This is a genomic window from Solirubrobacter deserti (assembly GCF_027587175.1).
GTDB lineage: Bacteria > Actinomycetota > Thermoleophilia > Solirubrobacterales > Solirubrobacteraceae > Solirubrobacter > Solirubrobacter deserti.
In genome coordinates, this window is record NZ_JAPCID010000003.1 from 130,413 (window position 1) to 144,506 (window position 14,094).

Below are 14,094 nucleotides of genomic sequence, written 5' to 3' on the forward strand. Positions count from 1 at the left end.
ACGTTCCTTGGTACCTCGTCTCCTGTGAACGCGGAGCCCCCGCGGCGTCGGGTCGGGCGAACACAGCGCAATTCGACGACCTCCGGACGAGAGCCGTCACGTTCCGCGTCGCATGCGGCACGAGCGGCGGGTGCACGAACGGCACCAACGAACACCGAGCTCTGATCGCCGTGTACCAGGCCACCTTGCAGATCGAGGATCCCGCGCCGCCGAGTGTCTCGGCGCTGAGCGGGAGCTTCAGCGATGCCGGGTGGCATCGCGGGACCGACTCGGTTTCGGTGTCGGCCAGCGACGCGAGCGGGATTCGGACGATGCGGCTGTTTGCGGGCAACAACGAGCTCGCCAGCAAGGCCGGCGCGTGCGACTACACGCGGATGCAGCCGTGCCAGGGCTCGATGAACGAGACCTTCGTGCTCGACACCGCGAAGGTGCCGGACGGGACGCATGAGCTGAAGGTGGTCGCCACCGACGCTGCGGACCAGCCCGCGGCCACGACCGGGACGATTCGGGTGGACCGCACGGCGCCCGTGGCGCCGAGCGGGTTGAGCCTCACGCCCGACGAGAACGGGACCTACGCGCTGGCCTGGACCAACGGGGATCAAGGCACGGCCGCCCCGGTCGTGGCGGCCCGCTATGCGATCTGCGAGGAGGCGCCCGTGCAGACGTGTCAGGCTGCACAGCGCGTACGGACCCCGGTGGAGAAGCTGAGCCTGCCCGCAGGCAAGTACGCCCTGCGCGTGTGGTTGGAGGACGAAGCCGGGAACGCCGATCCGAGCCGGCACGCCACGGTTCCGGTGGACACGTCGGTGCAGCGGTCGCCGCGGGTCCTGGACACGAACCCGCCGATCCTGCTGCCCTCCGGGCCGGCGCCGTCGTCGCGGCTGAAGGTGACGAAGGCGCGGCGGTCCGGGTCCACGCTCACGCTGTCCGGCACGATCGCGCGGGGCGCGTCCGCGCGGATCACGGCGGGCGTCGCTCGCAGCCGCTCGGGCCGAATCCTCAGCAGCAGCCGGACGACCCCGCGCCAGGGGAAGTGGTCGATCCGGCTCAAGCTGTCGCCGACACTGCGCGCGGCCGGCGCGATGTATCTGACGCTGAGCTACGCCGGGCAGGCGGACTTCAGGAAGACGACGCTCAAGCGGCGGCTCGCGCGCTCGGCGTCGCGGAGCTCGAACACCGCGGTCGAGTTCAGCATCGAGACGGGCCGCCGCTAGCAGCCGACCGGCTTGCAGATCGGGCGGCCTTCGACGCGCCTTCCGCGCGTGACGCGGTCGGTGACCGTCGTGGTGAGGCGGCCCGGCATCGAGGCGGTGACGGTGATGCGGGTGCCGTTGCGCAACCTGCGGCCGTTGAGGCGGCTCACGCGGACGGCGCGGGTGGTGCCGCGGCCCTTCAACACCGTGCGGCGGCAGCCGCGCGAGCAACTCACCACGACGCGGGCCCGCGCGTGGCCTTGACGTAGTAGGCGACCACGCGGATGCCGCCGCGCACGACGCGGTAGCGGATGGACGGGTCGGCGCGGAGCCCGGCCGGGCAGCCGGAGCGGCTCGGCGCGCCCGGAGTGGTGCTGCAGCGGTCGCCCGGGTCGGGGACGCCGTCGGCGTCGGTGTCGGTGTCCGTGGGCCCGGGAGGCGGTGCGGGCGGGCCGGGCGGGCTCGGGACGCCCAGCGAGGACCACGGGCCGAACGCCGGGGTGTCGGTGCCGGCGCGGGTGACGGTCATGGTCCAGATCTCGCTGCCGACACGGGCGAAGGTCAGCTCCCGGCCCGGCGTGTCGGACACGGCGGCGGGTGAGGAGCTCAGCCGCTGCGTGTCGACGCGGCGCCAGGCGCCGCCGGACACGGGCCGATGGTGCAGGGTGGAATCGCCGGCGCGGGCGAAGACGTCGATCACGTTCGGGGCGGCGGAGGCGCTCGCGGGTGAGCCGAGGATGAAGCCGCCGAGGTCGGCCCAGGGCTGCGCGGTGCCGTTGAGGTGGATCGAGCGCAGGCCGCCGTCCTCGCCGCGGGCGAGGACGTTGCTCGCCGACAACCCCTCGTAGACGGTGCCGGTCGCCGCGGGACCGGCGGTCATGGGTGTGCTGAGCGCGCCCCAGGGACCCCAGCCGCTGCCGCCGCCCACGAACTCGCGCCGGACGATCAGGTTGTTGGTGCCGCGGGCGACGACGTCGACGGTGGTGCTGCCGGCTCGCAGCGCGGCCGCCGGGGCGGAGACGAGGGAGCCGCCGAGGCTGAGCCAGCCGCTCCACGCACCGTCGGTGAGCGTGTTCGTCCACAGCTGGCTGTCGGCGGCGCCCCGGACGAACAGCATCGTCGAGGACCCGTAGCGCACGGCCGCGGGCCCTGACCCGGCCTCGAGGCCCGGAACGGCCGTCCACGGACCCCAGGCACCGTCGGCCGAGGAGCGGGCGAGCAGCCCGCCGTCGGCGCCGCGCACGTACACGGTCACCGCGCCGGGACCGGTCGCGACCGCGGCGGGGTTGTCGTCGAACACGTCAGCCGAGGCGGACCCGGCGAACGCCGCGAAGCACAGCACGACCAGAGCAGCAGCACGAAGCACGGCCGACAAAGGTAGGCGACGGGCCGCTCGCGCCGCGCCGAACGTTCGTTTACGCGGAGAGGGCGATCCCGGTCAGCTCGCTCGCGGGCACGGGCTTGCCGAACAGGTAGCCCTGGCCCAGGCGGCAGCCGAGCGCGCGCAGCTCGTCGGCGACCTCCTCGGTCTCGATGCCCTCCGGCACGAGCACGAGCCCGAGCGACTCGCCCATGGCCACGATCGCCTGCAGCAGCGCGCTGTCCTCGCACGCGTCGCGCGTGAAGGAGCGGTCGATCTTGAGCACGTCCATCGGGAACCGCCGCAGATACGACAAGGACGAGTAGCCGGTGCCGAAGTCGTCGATCGCGAGCCGGATGCCGAGCTTGCGCAGCGCCTGCAGGCGCTCGGCCTCGGCGTCGCCGACCAAGGAGGACTCGGTGACCTCCACAACCAGGCGCGAAGACACCAGGCCCGCGTCGCTCAACGCGCAGGCGACCTCCTCGACGAAGCCCTCCTGCTCGAGCTGCGGGCCGGCCACGTTCACCGACAGATACGGCGCGCCCGCCCAGCTCGTCGCCTGCTTGCACGCCTCGCGCAGCACCCAACGCCCCAACGGCACGATCAGGCCAGTCTCCTCGGCCAGCGGGATGAACTCGCCCGGGCCGAGCAGTCCGCGCGAGGGATGCTGCCAACGCACCAGGGCCTCGAAGCCCGCGACGCGCCCCAGGTCCAGGTCCACGATCGGCTGGTAGTGGAGCACGAGCTCCTCGTTCTCGATCGCGCGCTCGAGCTCCTCGCGCCGGTCCAGCCGCGCCAGCGCGTGCACATGCATGTCGGCCGTGTAGACCGCGAAGCGGTTCGTGCCGCTGCCCTTGGCGGCGTACATCGCGAGGTCCGCGTTGCGCAGCAGCTCAGAGCCCGAGGCCGTCGTCGCGATCCCGATCGACGCGCGCAGATGCAGCCGCTTGCCCTCCAGCATCACGGGTGCGGCGAGCACGCCGAACAGGCGGTCGACGAGCGCGTCGGGGTTGTCCGCGCCGACGGCCAGCACCGCGAACTCGTCGCCGCCGAGCCGTGCGACCGTGTCAGAGCTGCGCAGCGCGTGCCGCAGGCGCTCGCCGCAGACCTCGAGCAGGCGGTCACCCGCGGCGTGCCCGAGCGAATCGTTCACGCGCTTGAAATCGTCCAGGTCCAGGAACGCGACGACCGCGTCCTCGCCGCCCTCGAGCACCTCCGCGATCCGGTTCTCGAAGCGTGCGCGGTTCGGGAGGCCGGTCAGCGAGTCGGTGAACGCCAGCTCCTGCAGCTCCTCCTCGCGCACGCGGCGGCGGCCGGCGCGGTCGAGCAGGGCGAGCAGCGCGGTCAGCCCGGTGAAGGCGGCGATCAGCACGATCACGGTGCCGATCCAGGAGATGCGGTCCGTGCGGTCCGCGAGGTCGTGCGAGCGCACGGCGCCGGCGCGCAACCCGGCGCGCACCGCGTCGAAGTCGACCTGCGCGTCGATCCGCTCCGCCTGTTCGAAGTCGCGGGCCCGCATGAGCGCGAACTCCTCGACGATCAGGGGCCGGTAGCCGTCGAAGGCGCGCAGCAGCGCGGCGGCACCGTGCGCGCCGTCCTGGGTCAGCTGCGCGAGGTCGGCGCGCGTCGTGTCGAGCAGCCCGTTGAGCTCGGCCTGCGCGCGCAGCGGGACGCGACGCTCGGCGTTGACCTCGGACTCGAGCGCGTCGATCCGGTTCGCGCTGGACTCGAGCTCGATGAAGACCTCGTAACGCTGGCGCTGCTCGTCCGCGTGCAGGTGCAGCATGGCGATGCCGAGGCCCGCCGCCAGAGCGACGAACGCGACGACGCTCGCGATCGTGAAGGTGCGCCTGCTCAACATCCCCCCGGGTGGTCGGCGGGAACCGGACGCTCTTTACCGCTTCATGAGCCCAGCGTCGCCTTGGTGACCTTGCCCATCGCGTTGCGCGGGAGCGCGTCGAGGTACCGCACATCGCGTGGACGCTTGTGCGGCGTGAGCAGCCGCGCGACGTGGTCGGCCAGCTCCTCGGCCGACGGCCGCGACGCGCCTTCCTCGACGACCACCCAGGCCACGATCCGCTCGCCCAGGTCCGCGTCGGGCTCGCCGGTCACGGCCGACTCGGCCACGGCCGGATGCTCGTTGAGCGCGTTCTCGATCTCCCCCGCGCCGATCTTGTAGCCGCCGCTCTTGATCAGGTCGGTCGCGCGCCGGCCCACGATCCGGATGTAGCCGTCGGCGGACCGCGTCGCGACGTCTCCGGTCGCGAACCAGCCGTCCCGGAACGCCTCCGCCGTCGCGTCCGGCCGGTTGAGGTACTCGAGGAAGAGGTTGGATCCGCGGACCTGGATCTCGCCCACGGTCTCGTCGTCCCACACGTCGAGCTCGGCCCCGGAGTCGTCCACGAGCCGCACCGAGACGCCGGACAGCGGCACGCCCACCGTCCCAGGCCGGCGCTCGCCGTCGGCGCGGATCGCCGTGTTCATCAGCGTCTCGCTCATCCCGTAGCGCTCGACGAGCTCCTGCCCGCACGCGGCGCGGATCCGCTCGTGGTCGGCCGCCGGCAGCGCCGCCGAGCCGCTCACCAACAGTCGCGCGGCGCCGAACGCGGCAGCGAGCTCCGGGTCCGCTTCCAGGTCCGCCGCCGCCCGGTGGTACATGGTCGGCACGCCGAACAGCATCGTCGCGCGCCCGCGCAACGCCTCCGCGGCCGCCGCGGTCGAGAACTTGCCGAGGTGCCACGCGCCGCCGCCCAGCCGCAACGGGCCGAGCGTCCCGAGGATCAGCCCGTGCACGTGGAAGAGCGGAAGCCCGTGCGCGACCACGTCGTCCGCGGTCCAGGCCCACGCGTCGTACAGCGCGTCCAGGTTCGCGGCCAGCGCGCGCCGCGGCAGCACGACGCCCTTCGGCGGTCCGGTCGTGCCCGAGGTGTAGACGATGATCGCCGGCGCCTCGTCCTCCGGCTCGTCCTTCGGCCACGGACCCGCGGCGGACAGGTCCACGTCGTCGAGCATCAGGTCCGGCTGCGAGTCCGAGAGGATGTGCTCGAGCTCGCGCTCACCCGCCTTCGGGTTGATCGGGACGATCGGCACCCCGGCGGCCAGCGCGCCGACCACCGCCACCACGGTCTCCAGCCGCGTCTGAGCGACCACCGCCACCCGCGACGCGCCCTCCACCCGCGCGGCGACCGCCCCGGCCGCGGCGGCCAGCGCCTCGTAGCTCAGGGCGTTCTCCCCCACCCGCACCGCCTCGCGCCCGTCCGGATCGCGCAAACCTGTCAGAAGCACGCGGAAGTTCTACCCGGTGCAGGTTCGCTCACGCGTGCCGATGACAGTGGCCGAGACCATGCCCGGCACCACTGCCACACCCCGCGCCCTCGTCGTCGACGACGCGGCCGAGAACCGGATGCTCGTCAGCGCCCTGCTGATCCAGCAGGGGTTCGAGGTCGATCAGGCGGCCGACGGCGAGGCCGCGGTGCAGGCGGCGGAGCAGACGCACCCCGACCTGATCGTCCTCGACATCGGCCTGCCCGACATCGACGGCGTGGAGGTCTGCCGCCGCGTGCGCTCCTTCAGCGACGCGCACGTCCTGATGCTCACGGCCCAGGACACCGAGCTCGACAAGGTCGTCGGCTTCGAGGCCGGCGCCGACGACTACGTCACGAAGCCGTTCTCGGTCGCCGAGCTCGTCGGCCGCGTGAAGGCCGTGCTGCGCCGCGCGACGCGCACCCCCGCGACCGCTCCCGCCGCGCCCGCGACGAGCCGCACGTTCGGCTCGCTCACGCTCGACCCGCTCGCTCGTGAGGTCACGCTCGACGGCCAGCCGCTCGACCTCACCCGCATCGAGTTCGACCTGCTCGACACCCTCACCGCCGAGCCGCGCGTCGCGTTCAGCCGCGCCCAGCTCCTCGAGCGCGTGTGGGGCCCCAACTGGTTCGGCGACGACCACCTCGTCGACGTCCACGTCTCCAATCTGCGCCGCAAGCTCGCGGATGATCCCCGCTCTCCGGACTTCGTCTGCACCGTTCGCGGCGTCGGCTACCGGATGGGCGCGGGACGGTGACAGCAGTCTCGATCGCGCTGCCGTCCGTGCTCGAGGACGGCCTGATGGTGTGGGACCCGGACGGGTGCGTCGTCGACGTCAACGACGCGATGGCGCGGCTGCTGCGCGCACCGCGGGAGCTGATCGTGGGCTCGCCCTCCGACGTGTCCTGGCTGCGCCAGCCCGGCGGGGGCGTGCTGCCGGAGGAGCAGCTGCCCGCGCGCCGCGTCGCCCGCACCCACGGCCGCGTCGACCAGGAGTACGGCATCGCGCTCGACGAGGAGGACGTGCTGTGGGTCGCGGTGCGCTCGGCGCCCACGCCCGACGGCCTGATCGTCTCCCTCTTCACGCCGATCACCGAGGCCGAGGCGAAAGCGCGCGCCGCCGCGCGCATCACCACGCTCGTCGACGAGTCCCCGGACCTCGTGTGGATGTTCGACGCCTCCGGGATCATCGAGTACGCCAGCCCCTCGGTGGCCGAGGCGCTCGGCCTGCGCCAGGACGAGGTGCTCGGCCGCCTCTGGCGCGCGCTGACCCATCCCGAGGACGTGCCCACGCTGCGCGCCGCGCTCGCCGACGCCGGCCCCGACGAGCCGCGCACGAAGATGCTCGAGCTGCGCCTGCGCACGCGTGACGGCGACTACCGCACGATCCAGGGCCAGGCCACGCTGCGCTTCCTCAACGGCAGGGCGATCGCGGTCGAGATCACCGGCCGCGACATCACGCGCACCCGTGCCGCCGAGGACCGCGGCCGCAAGCTGTCCTCCCAGCTCGAGGCGCTCGTCGCGGCGACGCCGAACGGCACGCTGATGATCGACGAGCTGGGCAAGATCGCCGTCATCAACGAGCAGGCGTGCTCGCTGCTCGAGCTCGCGGCCGCCCCGGCGGAGCTCGTCGGCGCGGACCCGCGCCCCGTCATCGACGCCATCCGGCGCCTGCTGGCCGAGCCGGACGCGTCGATCGAGCGCCTGCTGGAGATCAGCAAGACGCGCGAGCCGGTCCGGTTCGTGTTCTTCGAGTGCAAGGACGGGCGCCGCGTCGGCTTCGACTTCGTGCCGCTGGCCGACGGCGGGCGTCTGTGGTCGTTCCGCGACGTGACCCAGTTCAAGGTCATCGAGGAGGAGCAGCGCAACTTCCTGGCCACGATGAGCCACGAGATCAAGACGCCGCTGTCGGGCATCGCGGGCGCGGCCGAGCTGCTGGTCGACGCCGGGCTCCCCAAGTACGAGCAGGAGCTCGCGCAGGTGATCTCGGACGCCGCCCAGTCGCTCACCGGCCTGCTGCGCGACGTGCTCGACGTCTCCCGCGCGGAGGCCGGGCGCGAGGAGGGCGAGGCTTCCGACTACGACCCGCGCCGCCTGCTGAGCTCGATCGCGGGCGTGCTGCGCCCGAGCCTGCGCGGCCGCAACCTCGAGCTGACCGTCGACGTGGACCCGCACGTGCCGGACGCGCTCCGCGGCGACCCCGCGCGCGTGCGCCAGATCGTGCTCAACCTCGCCTCCAACGCGGTCAAGTACACCGAGGAGGGGCACGCGCGCATCCACGCCCACGTCGACGGCGACCGCCTCAAGATCACGGTCTCCGACACGGGCCGCGGCATCGCCGCGGAGGACCTGCAGCGGCTGTTCGAGCCGTGGACGCGCACGCACACGCGGGCGTGGGCGGGCACCGGCCTCGGCCTGAGCATTGCGCGCCGGCTGGCGCGCGCGATGGAGGGAGACGTGACCGTCGTCAGCACGCTCGGCGAGGGCTCCGCGTTCACGCTGGAGCTGCCGCTGCAGCCGGGCGAGGCGACGCCGGACATGGGCTTCGGGGCGGCACCCGCGCTCTCCGCGAGCAAGGTGCTGGTGGCCGAGGACGACGCGGCGCTGCGGCGCCTGATCGGCATGCAGCTGCAGCGCCTCGGGGTCACCACGGTGCTCGTCGAGCACGGCCAGGCCGCCGTCGACCGCATCGCCCGCGAGTCCTTCGACGCGGTCCTGCTCGACCTGCGCATGCCGGTCATGGGCGGTCTGGAGGCGGCGGAGCGGATCCGCGCGCTCGACGACGAGGTGCCGATGCTCGCGCTCACCGCCGACACCGCGGCCGAGGACGTCGCGCGCTGCCGCGCGGCGGGCATGGACGGCCACCTGGCCAAGCCGATCTCGCTGCCCGCGCTGCGCACCGAGCTCGACCGCCGCATCACGCCCGTGCTCGACGACACGCTGCTCGACGAGCTCGCAGACAACCTCGGGGGCCGCGCGCTCGTCGACCAGATGCTGGCCGTCTACCACTCCGAGCTGCCGGGCCGGCTCGAGCGGCTGGCCACCGCGCGGACGCCGGAGGAGCTGCGCGAGGCTGCGCACGCGCTGCGCTCACCCTCGGCGGGCTTCGGGATCGCGCGCCTGGCCTCCCGCCTGCGCCGCGTGGAGGCGGCGGCGCGCAAGGGCATCATGGCCCCGCTGCACTGCGTCGACGACACCGCCGCCCAGGCCGATCGCGCGCTGACTACGCGACTGCAAGCGGCGGCGTGAGCCAGCGCGAGAGCGCCAGCGCCAGCGGCACCGCGTGCTCGGTCAGCATCGTGTAGTGGTCGCCGCCGACCGTGAGCGTCTCCACCGGATTCGTCAGCTCCCAGCCCAGGTCGGCGTGCAGGCTGCCGGTCGGCTGCACGACGGTGAGCGGGACGCCGGCGGGGTGGTGCCCCGAGATCAGGCGCTGGTCGAACTGGCGCGCGCGCTGGTGCTGGAAGAAGCCCTTGCGCAGCGCCTCCTGGCTGCCGAAGCCGAGCTCTGACAGACGCGCGACCATCGGGTCCAGCGCGTCCGTCGGGATGGCGTGGGGGCGGCCGCGGCGAGCGCACACGAGCAACGCGTAGGAGCGGCGCAGCGCGGCGTCGGTGGGCCGGCGCGCGAGCCGCGGCGCGAGTGTGTCCAGCAGCACCGTGCGGCGCGGCGCGACGGTGAGGCGCGCGGCGAGCGCCTCGGCGATCACGCCGCCGACGCCCCAGCCCATCAGCACGCGCTCGGTACGCGGGTCCAGCGTGAGCCGGAGGCGGTCGGCGAGGCCGTTGACGGTGGCGTTGGGATCGTGCTCCCAGTAGCCGTTGAGGGCCTCCAGCTCGAGCACGCGCAGGCGCGTTCCGGCCGGCAGGTGCCGGACGATGCGGGGCCAGGAGAGCGGGGAGAGTTCGCCGGGGTGGATGACGCAGAGCTCGGTCACGCCCGGTTAGAGCGCGCTGGCCACGTCCTGATACACGAACTCCTTGACGAGCCGGTGGTACTCCGGGACGTTCATCAAGAACGAGTCATGGCCCCAGGGCGACTCGACCTCGTGATGGGTGGAGTCGGCGCCGAGCGTTTTGAGCTGGCGCTGGATCGCCACCGAGTGGTCGGTGCCGAAGCGCCAGTCCGAGCTGAAGCTGACCAGCAGGTACTTCGTGGTCGGCGGCTGCGGGCGCTCGTCGGCGAACGCGTCGTAGTAGTCCATCACGCGCGAGAGGTACAGGTACGTGCCGGGGTCGAAGCGCGCGAGGAAGATCTTCGCCTGGTGGTCGAGATAGTGCTCGACCTCGAAGTCCGAGTGCAGGGTCATGTCCGCGTCGGGCACGCGGCGGGCGCGCTGGAACTTGCGCTCCATGCCCTCCTCGGACAGGTAGGTGATGTGGGCCATCATGCGCGCCACGTCCATCGCGTCGTGCGTGAGGATGGCGTGGCGTGCGACCTTGCTGAACGCGATGTTCTGCGCCGTGAGCCGCGAGGAGGCGCACACGAGCACGGCGCGGTCGATCTCGCCCGGGAAGTCGAGCGACCACTGCAGGATCTGCATGCCGCCGAGCGAGCCGCCGACCGCGATGTCCACGCGCTCGATCTCGAGCGCGCGCAGCAGCGTGCGGTGCACGGCGACGAGGTCACGCATGGTGAACAGCGGGAAGTCGGTGCCGTACGGCTCGCCCGTGGCGGGGTTGGTCGAGCTCGGCCCGGTCGTGCCCATGCAGCCGCCGAGGAGGTTCGCGCAGACGACGTGGAAGCGGTCGGTGTCGAGGACCTTGCCCGGGCCGATCAGCGTGTCCCACCACACCGCCGCCTCCGCGTCGCCGGTGAGCGCGTGGCAGATGTAGACGACGGGGTGCGACGGGTCGCCGTAGCGCGCGTACGCGATCTCCAGCGGCGCGAGGTGCGCGCCGGACTCGAGCGTCAGACCGCCTTCGACGACGAGCGTCTCAACCACGGGTGCGCCTGGAGGAGATCACGCCGGTGTCGAAGCCGGCGAGGTGCAGGCCGCCGTTGAAGCGGGCGTGCTCGATCTTCACGCAGCGGTTGGAGACGACGTCCAGCCCGGCCGCGTCCGCGATCTGCGCCGCCTCGTCGCTGTGCAGGCCGAGCTGCATCCAGAACGCGCCGGCGCCGGCTTCCACCGCCTCGCGCGCCACGGCGGGCAGCTGGTCGGCGCGGCGGAAGACGTCCACGATGTCCGGCGCGCCGGGAAGGTCGGCGAGCGACGGGTAGCACTGCGCGCCCAGGATCTCGTCCTCCTTGGGCGTGACGGGCCAGACCTCGTAGTCGGTCGAGCTCGACAGCAGGTAGGTGAGCACGAAGTTGCTCGCGCGCGCGGGGTTCGCGGAGGCGCCGACGACCGCGATCGTCTTCGCGCGGCGCAGGATCTGCAGGCGTTGACCGGCCGTTGTCGTGATCATCCGAGCGCTCGATCCAGGTCGAAGATGATGTCGTCGACGTCCTCGATGCCGACGCTGATGCGCACGAGCTCCGGCAGCACGCCGGCGGCCTCGAGCGCGGCGGTGGAGAGCTGGCGGTGCGTGGTGGAGGCGGGGTGGATCACGAGCGTGCGCGTGTCGCCGACGTTGGCCAGGTGCGAGCACAGCTCGACGCGGCCGATGAACGCCTCGCCCGCTTCCCGCCCGCCTTCGCAGCCGAAGCTGAACACGGCGCCCGGGCCCTTGGGCAGGTACTTGTTGGCCAGCGCGTGGTTGGGGTCGTCCGGGAGTCCGCCGTAGCGGACCCAGGAGACGCGCGGGTCGGCCTGCAGCCACTCCGCGATCCGCTGGGCGTTGGCCACGTGCGCGTCCATCCGCAGCGGCAGCGTCTCCATGCCCTGCAGGATCAGGAAGGCGTTGAACGGCGACAGCACGCCGCCGAGGTTGCGCAGGCCCTCGACGCGCAGCTTGGTGGCGAAGCCGTACTCGCCGAAGTTGTCCCAGAAGCGCAGGTTGCCGTAGGTCGCGACCGGCTCGGTCATCACCGGGAAGTTGCCGTTGTCCCACGGGAAGCGGCCCGAGTCGACGATCACGCCCGCGATCGACGTGCCGTGCCCGCCGAGGTACTTGGTGGCGCTGTGGATGACGACGTCGGCGCCGAAGTCGAGCGGGCGGCACAGGTACGGGCTCGCGAGCGTGGAGTCCACGACGAGCGGGAGCCCGGCCGCGTGGGCGATCTCGCTGAGCGCCTCGAGGTCCGCGATGATGCCCGACGGGTTGGCCACGATCTCCGTGTACAGCAGCTTGGTGCGGCCGGGGATGATGGCGTCCGCGAACGCCTGCGGGTCATCGGCGGAGACGAACGTCGTCTCGATGCCGAGCCGGCGCAGCGTGACGTTGAGCAGCGTGAACGTGCCGCCGTAGAGGGCGCTGGACGCGACGACGTGGTCACCGGCGTCGCACAGCTGCGTGAACAGCAGCGTCTCCGCGGCCTGGCCGCTGGACGTGGCGACGGCGCCGATCCCGCCCTCGAGGCTCGCGACCCGCTCCTCCAGCGCCGCGACCGTCGGGTTGCCCAGCCGCGAGTAGATGTTCCCGTACTTCTGCAGCGCGAACAGGTCGGCCGCGTCCTCGGTGTCCTCGAACACGAACGAGGTCGTCTGGTAGATCGGCACGGCGCGAGCCCCGGTCGTCGGGTCAGGGCGCGCGCCGGCGTGGATCGCGCGTGTGCGCATGCCCCAATCGCGGTCTGCAGGGTCGCTCATGCCCATGACGGTACCGAGGGCCACAGGCGGGCCTGCGGGGGAGGCGGGTCAGAGCGCCAACAACGCCCGCTGTACGAGTGCTTGCAGTTTCACTCACCGACTTTTCCGGTGCATTGCGGTGGAATGCCTTATGCCGAGAAAGAGGCGACGATGCACCTGCAAGCGGGCATAAACCGGACCTGGCCAAGGGTATAGCGTGGCCGCGTCTTTATGAAAGCGGCAGGGGGATCGATGCGGCGAGCAGTTCTTATTGGTGCGGTGTTGGTAGCGAGCCTGGCAATGGCGGTACCGGCATCGGCGCAGCGCCACAGCCCTTCGACGTGTGCCGAGAACGACCTACTGCTGTCGACCGGCCGTGACCGGACGGACGGCATCTACAGCTCCGGCGAGCTTGTCACGTACACGGTAAGCATCACCAACCAGGGTGCGCGCACGTGCGACGTCGAGAAGGTCAACGTCTTCATCAGGTTCCCGGGTCCGGATGGCAAGCCCGCCGGCCCGATGACGCGTGTGACGACGGATGCCGCCTATCCGGCGGGGACGCCGAAGCACACGATCGGCACGTTCACGCACAGGCTCGTCCTCAATCCCGGCGTGAAGCTGGCCCAGGCCGAGGCGACGATCACGAACGGCATGCTGCAGTCTCTCGACGGCGCGCTGGACCCCTTCAACCGGTACAACACCGTCAGCCTGATCATCGTGCCGCCGACGCTCACGATCGACAAGAAGGGCTCGATCGAGACCGGGGTGGGTCCGCAGAACGTGGACTACACCTACGAGGTGCGGAACACGAGCAAGCCGCCGATCCCGCTTTCGCAGGTCGCGGTCGAGGATGACATCTGCACCAACCCGGTGTACAGAAGCGGCGACAACGGCGACGGCCAGTTGGCGGTCGGCGAGGTCTACATCTTCACTTGCTCGATGCTGCACCAGGCGCCGGGCTCATACACGAACACGGCCAAGGCCTGCGCCTACAACGCGCTCGACCCGCGGCCGGAGTCGAAAGTGTGCTCGCCGCCGGACACGTGGACGGTCGTGCTGACGAACCCGCCGGGCAACCCGCCCGCGAGCCCGCCCGCCCAGAACCCGCCGCCGGTTCCGGCCGCCGGCGTCAAGCCGGCCAACGCGACGCAGGCGCCGTGCGAGATCGCGTCGCCCACCGGCCTGACCGTGCGCGCGGGTGAGCTGACCACGATCCGCGTGCGCGTGCGCAACGTGGACGCGGGCACGCAGGCGCGCATCACGCTTCCGGGCGGGAAGGTCCTGCGGGCGAACACGAACTCGTCCGGGACGGCGACGTTCCGCGTCCGGCCGACCAAGTCGGGCCGCGCGACGATCCGCGTGGCGCAGTGCTCGGACGTGGCGCGCTTCACGGTCCGGCAGCCGCGGCAGGTCCAATCGCGGCGGACGCCGCGGGTGACCGGCTAAAAAGGGGCGCATGGTCTTCCAGAAGTTGGTGGTGCGGGCGGAGGCGGCGGGCGGGGCGGGGGGCGGGGGGGCGGGGGGGGGGGGCGGGGGGGGCGCGGGGGGGGGGGGGGGGGGGT

12 protein-coding genes are annotated in these 14,094 nt (G+C 72.3%); 4 read left to right on the top strand and 8 right to left on the bottom strand.

What is annotated here, in order from left to right:
- The first annotated feature begins 311 nt into the window (after positions 1-311).
- Positions 312-1,214, top strand: coding sequence for a hypothetical protein (locus OJ962_RS02930; RefSeq protein ID WP_270006170.1), 903 nt, complete (start codon positions 312-314; stop codon positions 1,212-1,214).
- On the opposite strand, the gene OJ962_RS02935 is transcribed toward OJ962_RS02930, so the two are convergent.
- The 4 genes from OJ962_RS02935 to OJ962_RS02950 are packed head-to-tail and all read right to left on the bottom strand — an operon-like array spanning position 1,211 to position 5,838.
- Positions 1,211-1,399 carry a hypothetical protein gene (locus OJ962_RS02935; RefSeq protein ID WP_270006171.1) on the bottom strand — a complete coding sequence of 63 codons (189 nt, stop codon included), beginning with the start codon at positions 1,397-1,399 and terminating at the stop codon, positions 1,211-1,213. The genes OJ962_RS02930 and OJ962_RS02935 overlap by 4 nt on opposite strands.
- A 26-nt stretch (positions 1,400-1,425) precedes the next feature.
- Positions 1,426-2,559 carry a hypothetical protein gene (locus tag OJ962_RS02940; RefSeq protein ID WP_202955412.1) on the bottom strand — a complete coding sequence of 378 codons (1,134 nt, stop codon included), beginning with the start codon at positions 2,557-2,559 and terminating at the stop codon, positions 1,426-1,428.
- A 49-nt stretch (positions 2,560-2,608) separates the two neighbouring features.
- Positions 2,609-4,414, bottom strand: coding sequence for a putative bifunctional diguanylate cyclase/phosphodiesterase (locus OJ962_RS02945; protein WP_202955411.1), 1,806 nt, complete (start codon positions 4,412-4,414; stop codon positions 2,609-2,611).
- A 41-nt stretch (positions 4,415-4,455) separates the two neighbouring features.
- The gene (locus OJ962_RS02950) at positions 4,456-5,838 is read right to left on the bottom strand and encodes an acyl-CoA synthetase (RefSeq protein WP_202955410.1); all 1,383 of its coding nucleotides are present in this window, start codon (positions 5,836-5,838) and stop codon (positions 4,456-4,458) included.
- Positions 5,839-5,896: 58 nt separating this feature from the next.
- Between OJ962_RS02950 and OJ962_RS02955 the strand changes: the two genes are divergently transcribed.
- Both OJ962_RS02955 and OJ962_RS02960 read left to right on the top strand, forming a co-directional pair.
- Complete coding sequence (locus OJ962_RS02955) at positions 5,897-6,613, top strand: response regulator transcription factor (protein ID WP_202955409.1); 717 nt, start codon at positions 5,897-5,899, stop codon at positions 6,611-6,613.
- Complete coding sequence (locus OJ962_RS02960; RefSeq protein WP_202955408.1) at positions 6,610-9,105, top strand: ATP-binding protein; 2,496 nt, start codon at positions 6,610-6,612, stop codon at positions 9,103-9,105. Before OJ962_RS02955 ends, OJ962_RS02960 begins: the two co-directional genes overlap by 4 nt.
- Here OJ962_RS02960 and OJ962_RS02965 read toward each other — a convergent pair.
- From OJ962_RS02965 to OJ962_RS02980, 4 genes are read right to left on the bottom strand one after another with little or no spacing between them, the layout of a single operon-like run.
- Complete coding sequence (locus OJ962_RS02965; RefSeq protein WP_202955407.1) at positions 9,080-9,793, bottom strand: alpha/beta hydrolase family protein; 714 nt, start codon at positions 9,791-9,793, stop codon at positions 9,080-9,082. The genes OJ962_RS02960 and OJ962_RS02965 overlap by 26 nt on opposite strands.
- 6 nt (positions 9,794-9,799) lie before the next feature.
- Entirely contained in the window at positions 9,800-10,801 is a 1,002-nt protein-coding gene (gene metX, locus OJ962_RS02970) for a homoserine O-acetyltransferase MetX (RefSeq protein WP_202955406.1), read from the bottom strand.
- Positions 10,794-11,267: a CoA-binding protein gene (locus OJ962_RS02975; protein WP_202955405.1), complete on the bottom strand. Its 474-nt coding sequence runs from the start codon at positions 11,265-11,267 to the stop codon at positions 10,794-10,796. Before OJ962_RS02975 ends, metX begins: the two co-directional genes overlap by 8 nt.
- Positions 11,264-12,550, bottom strand: a complete 1,287-nt coding sequence (locus OJ962_RS02980; protein WP_238931824.1) for an O-acetylhomoserine aminocarboxypropyltransferase/cysteine synthase family protein — start codon at positions 12,548-12,550, stop codon at positions 11,264-11,266. Before OJ962_RS02980 ends, OJ962_RS02975 begins: the two co-directional genes overlap by 4 nt.
- A gap of 279 nt (positions 12,551-12,829) precedes the next feature.
- Between OJ962_RS02980 and OJ962_RS02985 the strand changes: the two genes are divergently transcribed.
- Positions 12,830-13,978: a hypothetical protein gene (locus OJ962_RS02985; RefSeq protein ID WP_202955404.1), complete on the top strand. Its 1,149-nt coding sequence runs from the start codon at positions 12,830-12,832 to the stop codon at positions 13,976-13,978.
- The last annotated feature ends 116 nt before the right edge of the window (positions 13,979-14,094 follow it).

Excerpts from the sequence above, each read along its gene's own strand:
- OJ962_RS02955 (WP_202955409.1), top strand. The coding sequence starts at position 5,897 with ATGCCCGGCACCACTGCCACACCCCGCGCCCTCGTCGTCGACGACGCG.
- OJ962_RS02930 (WP_270006170.1), top strand. The coding sequence starts at position 312 with ATGCGGCTGTTTGCGGGCAACAACGAGCTCGCCAGCAAGGCCGGCGCG.
- OJ962_RS02975 (WP_202955405.1), bottom strand. The coding sequence starts at position 11,267 with ATGATCACGACAACGGCCGGTCAACGCCTGCAGATCCTGCGCCGCGCG.
- OJ962_RS02980 (WP_238931824.1), bottom strand. The coding sequence starts at position 12,550 with ATGAGCGACCCTGCAGACCGCGATTGGGGCATGCGCACACGCGCGATC.
- OJ962_RS02945 (WP_202955411.1), bottom strand. The coding sequence starts at position 4,414 with ATGTTGAGCAGGCGCACCTTCACGATCGCGAGCGTCGTCGCGTTCGTC.
- OJ962_RS02985 (WP_202955404.1), top strand. The coding sequence starts at position 12,830 with ATGGCGGTACCGGCATCGGCGCAGCGCCACAGCCCTTCGACGTGTGCC.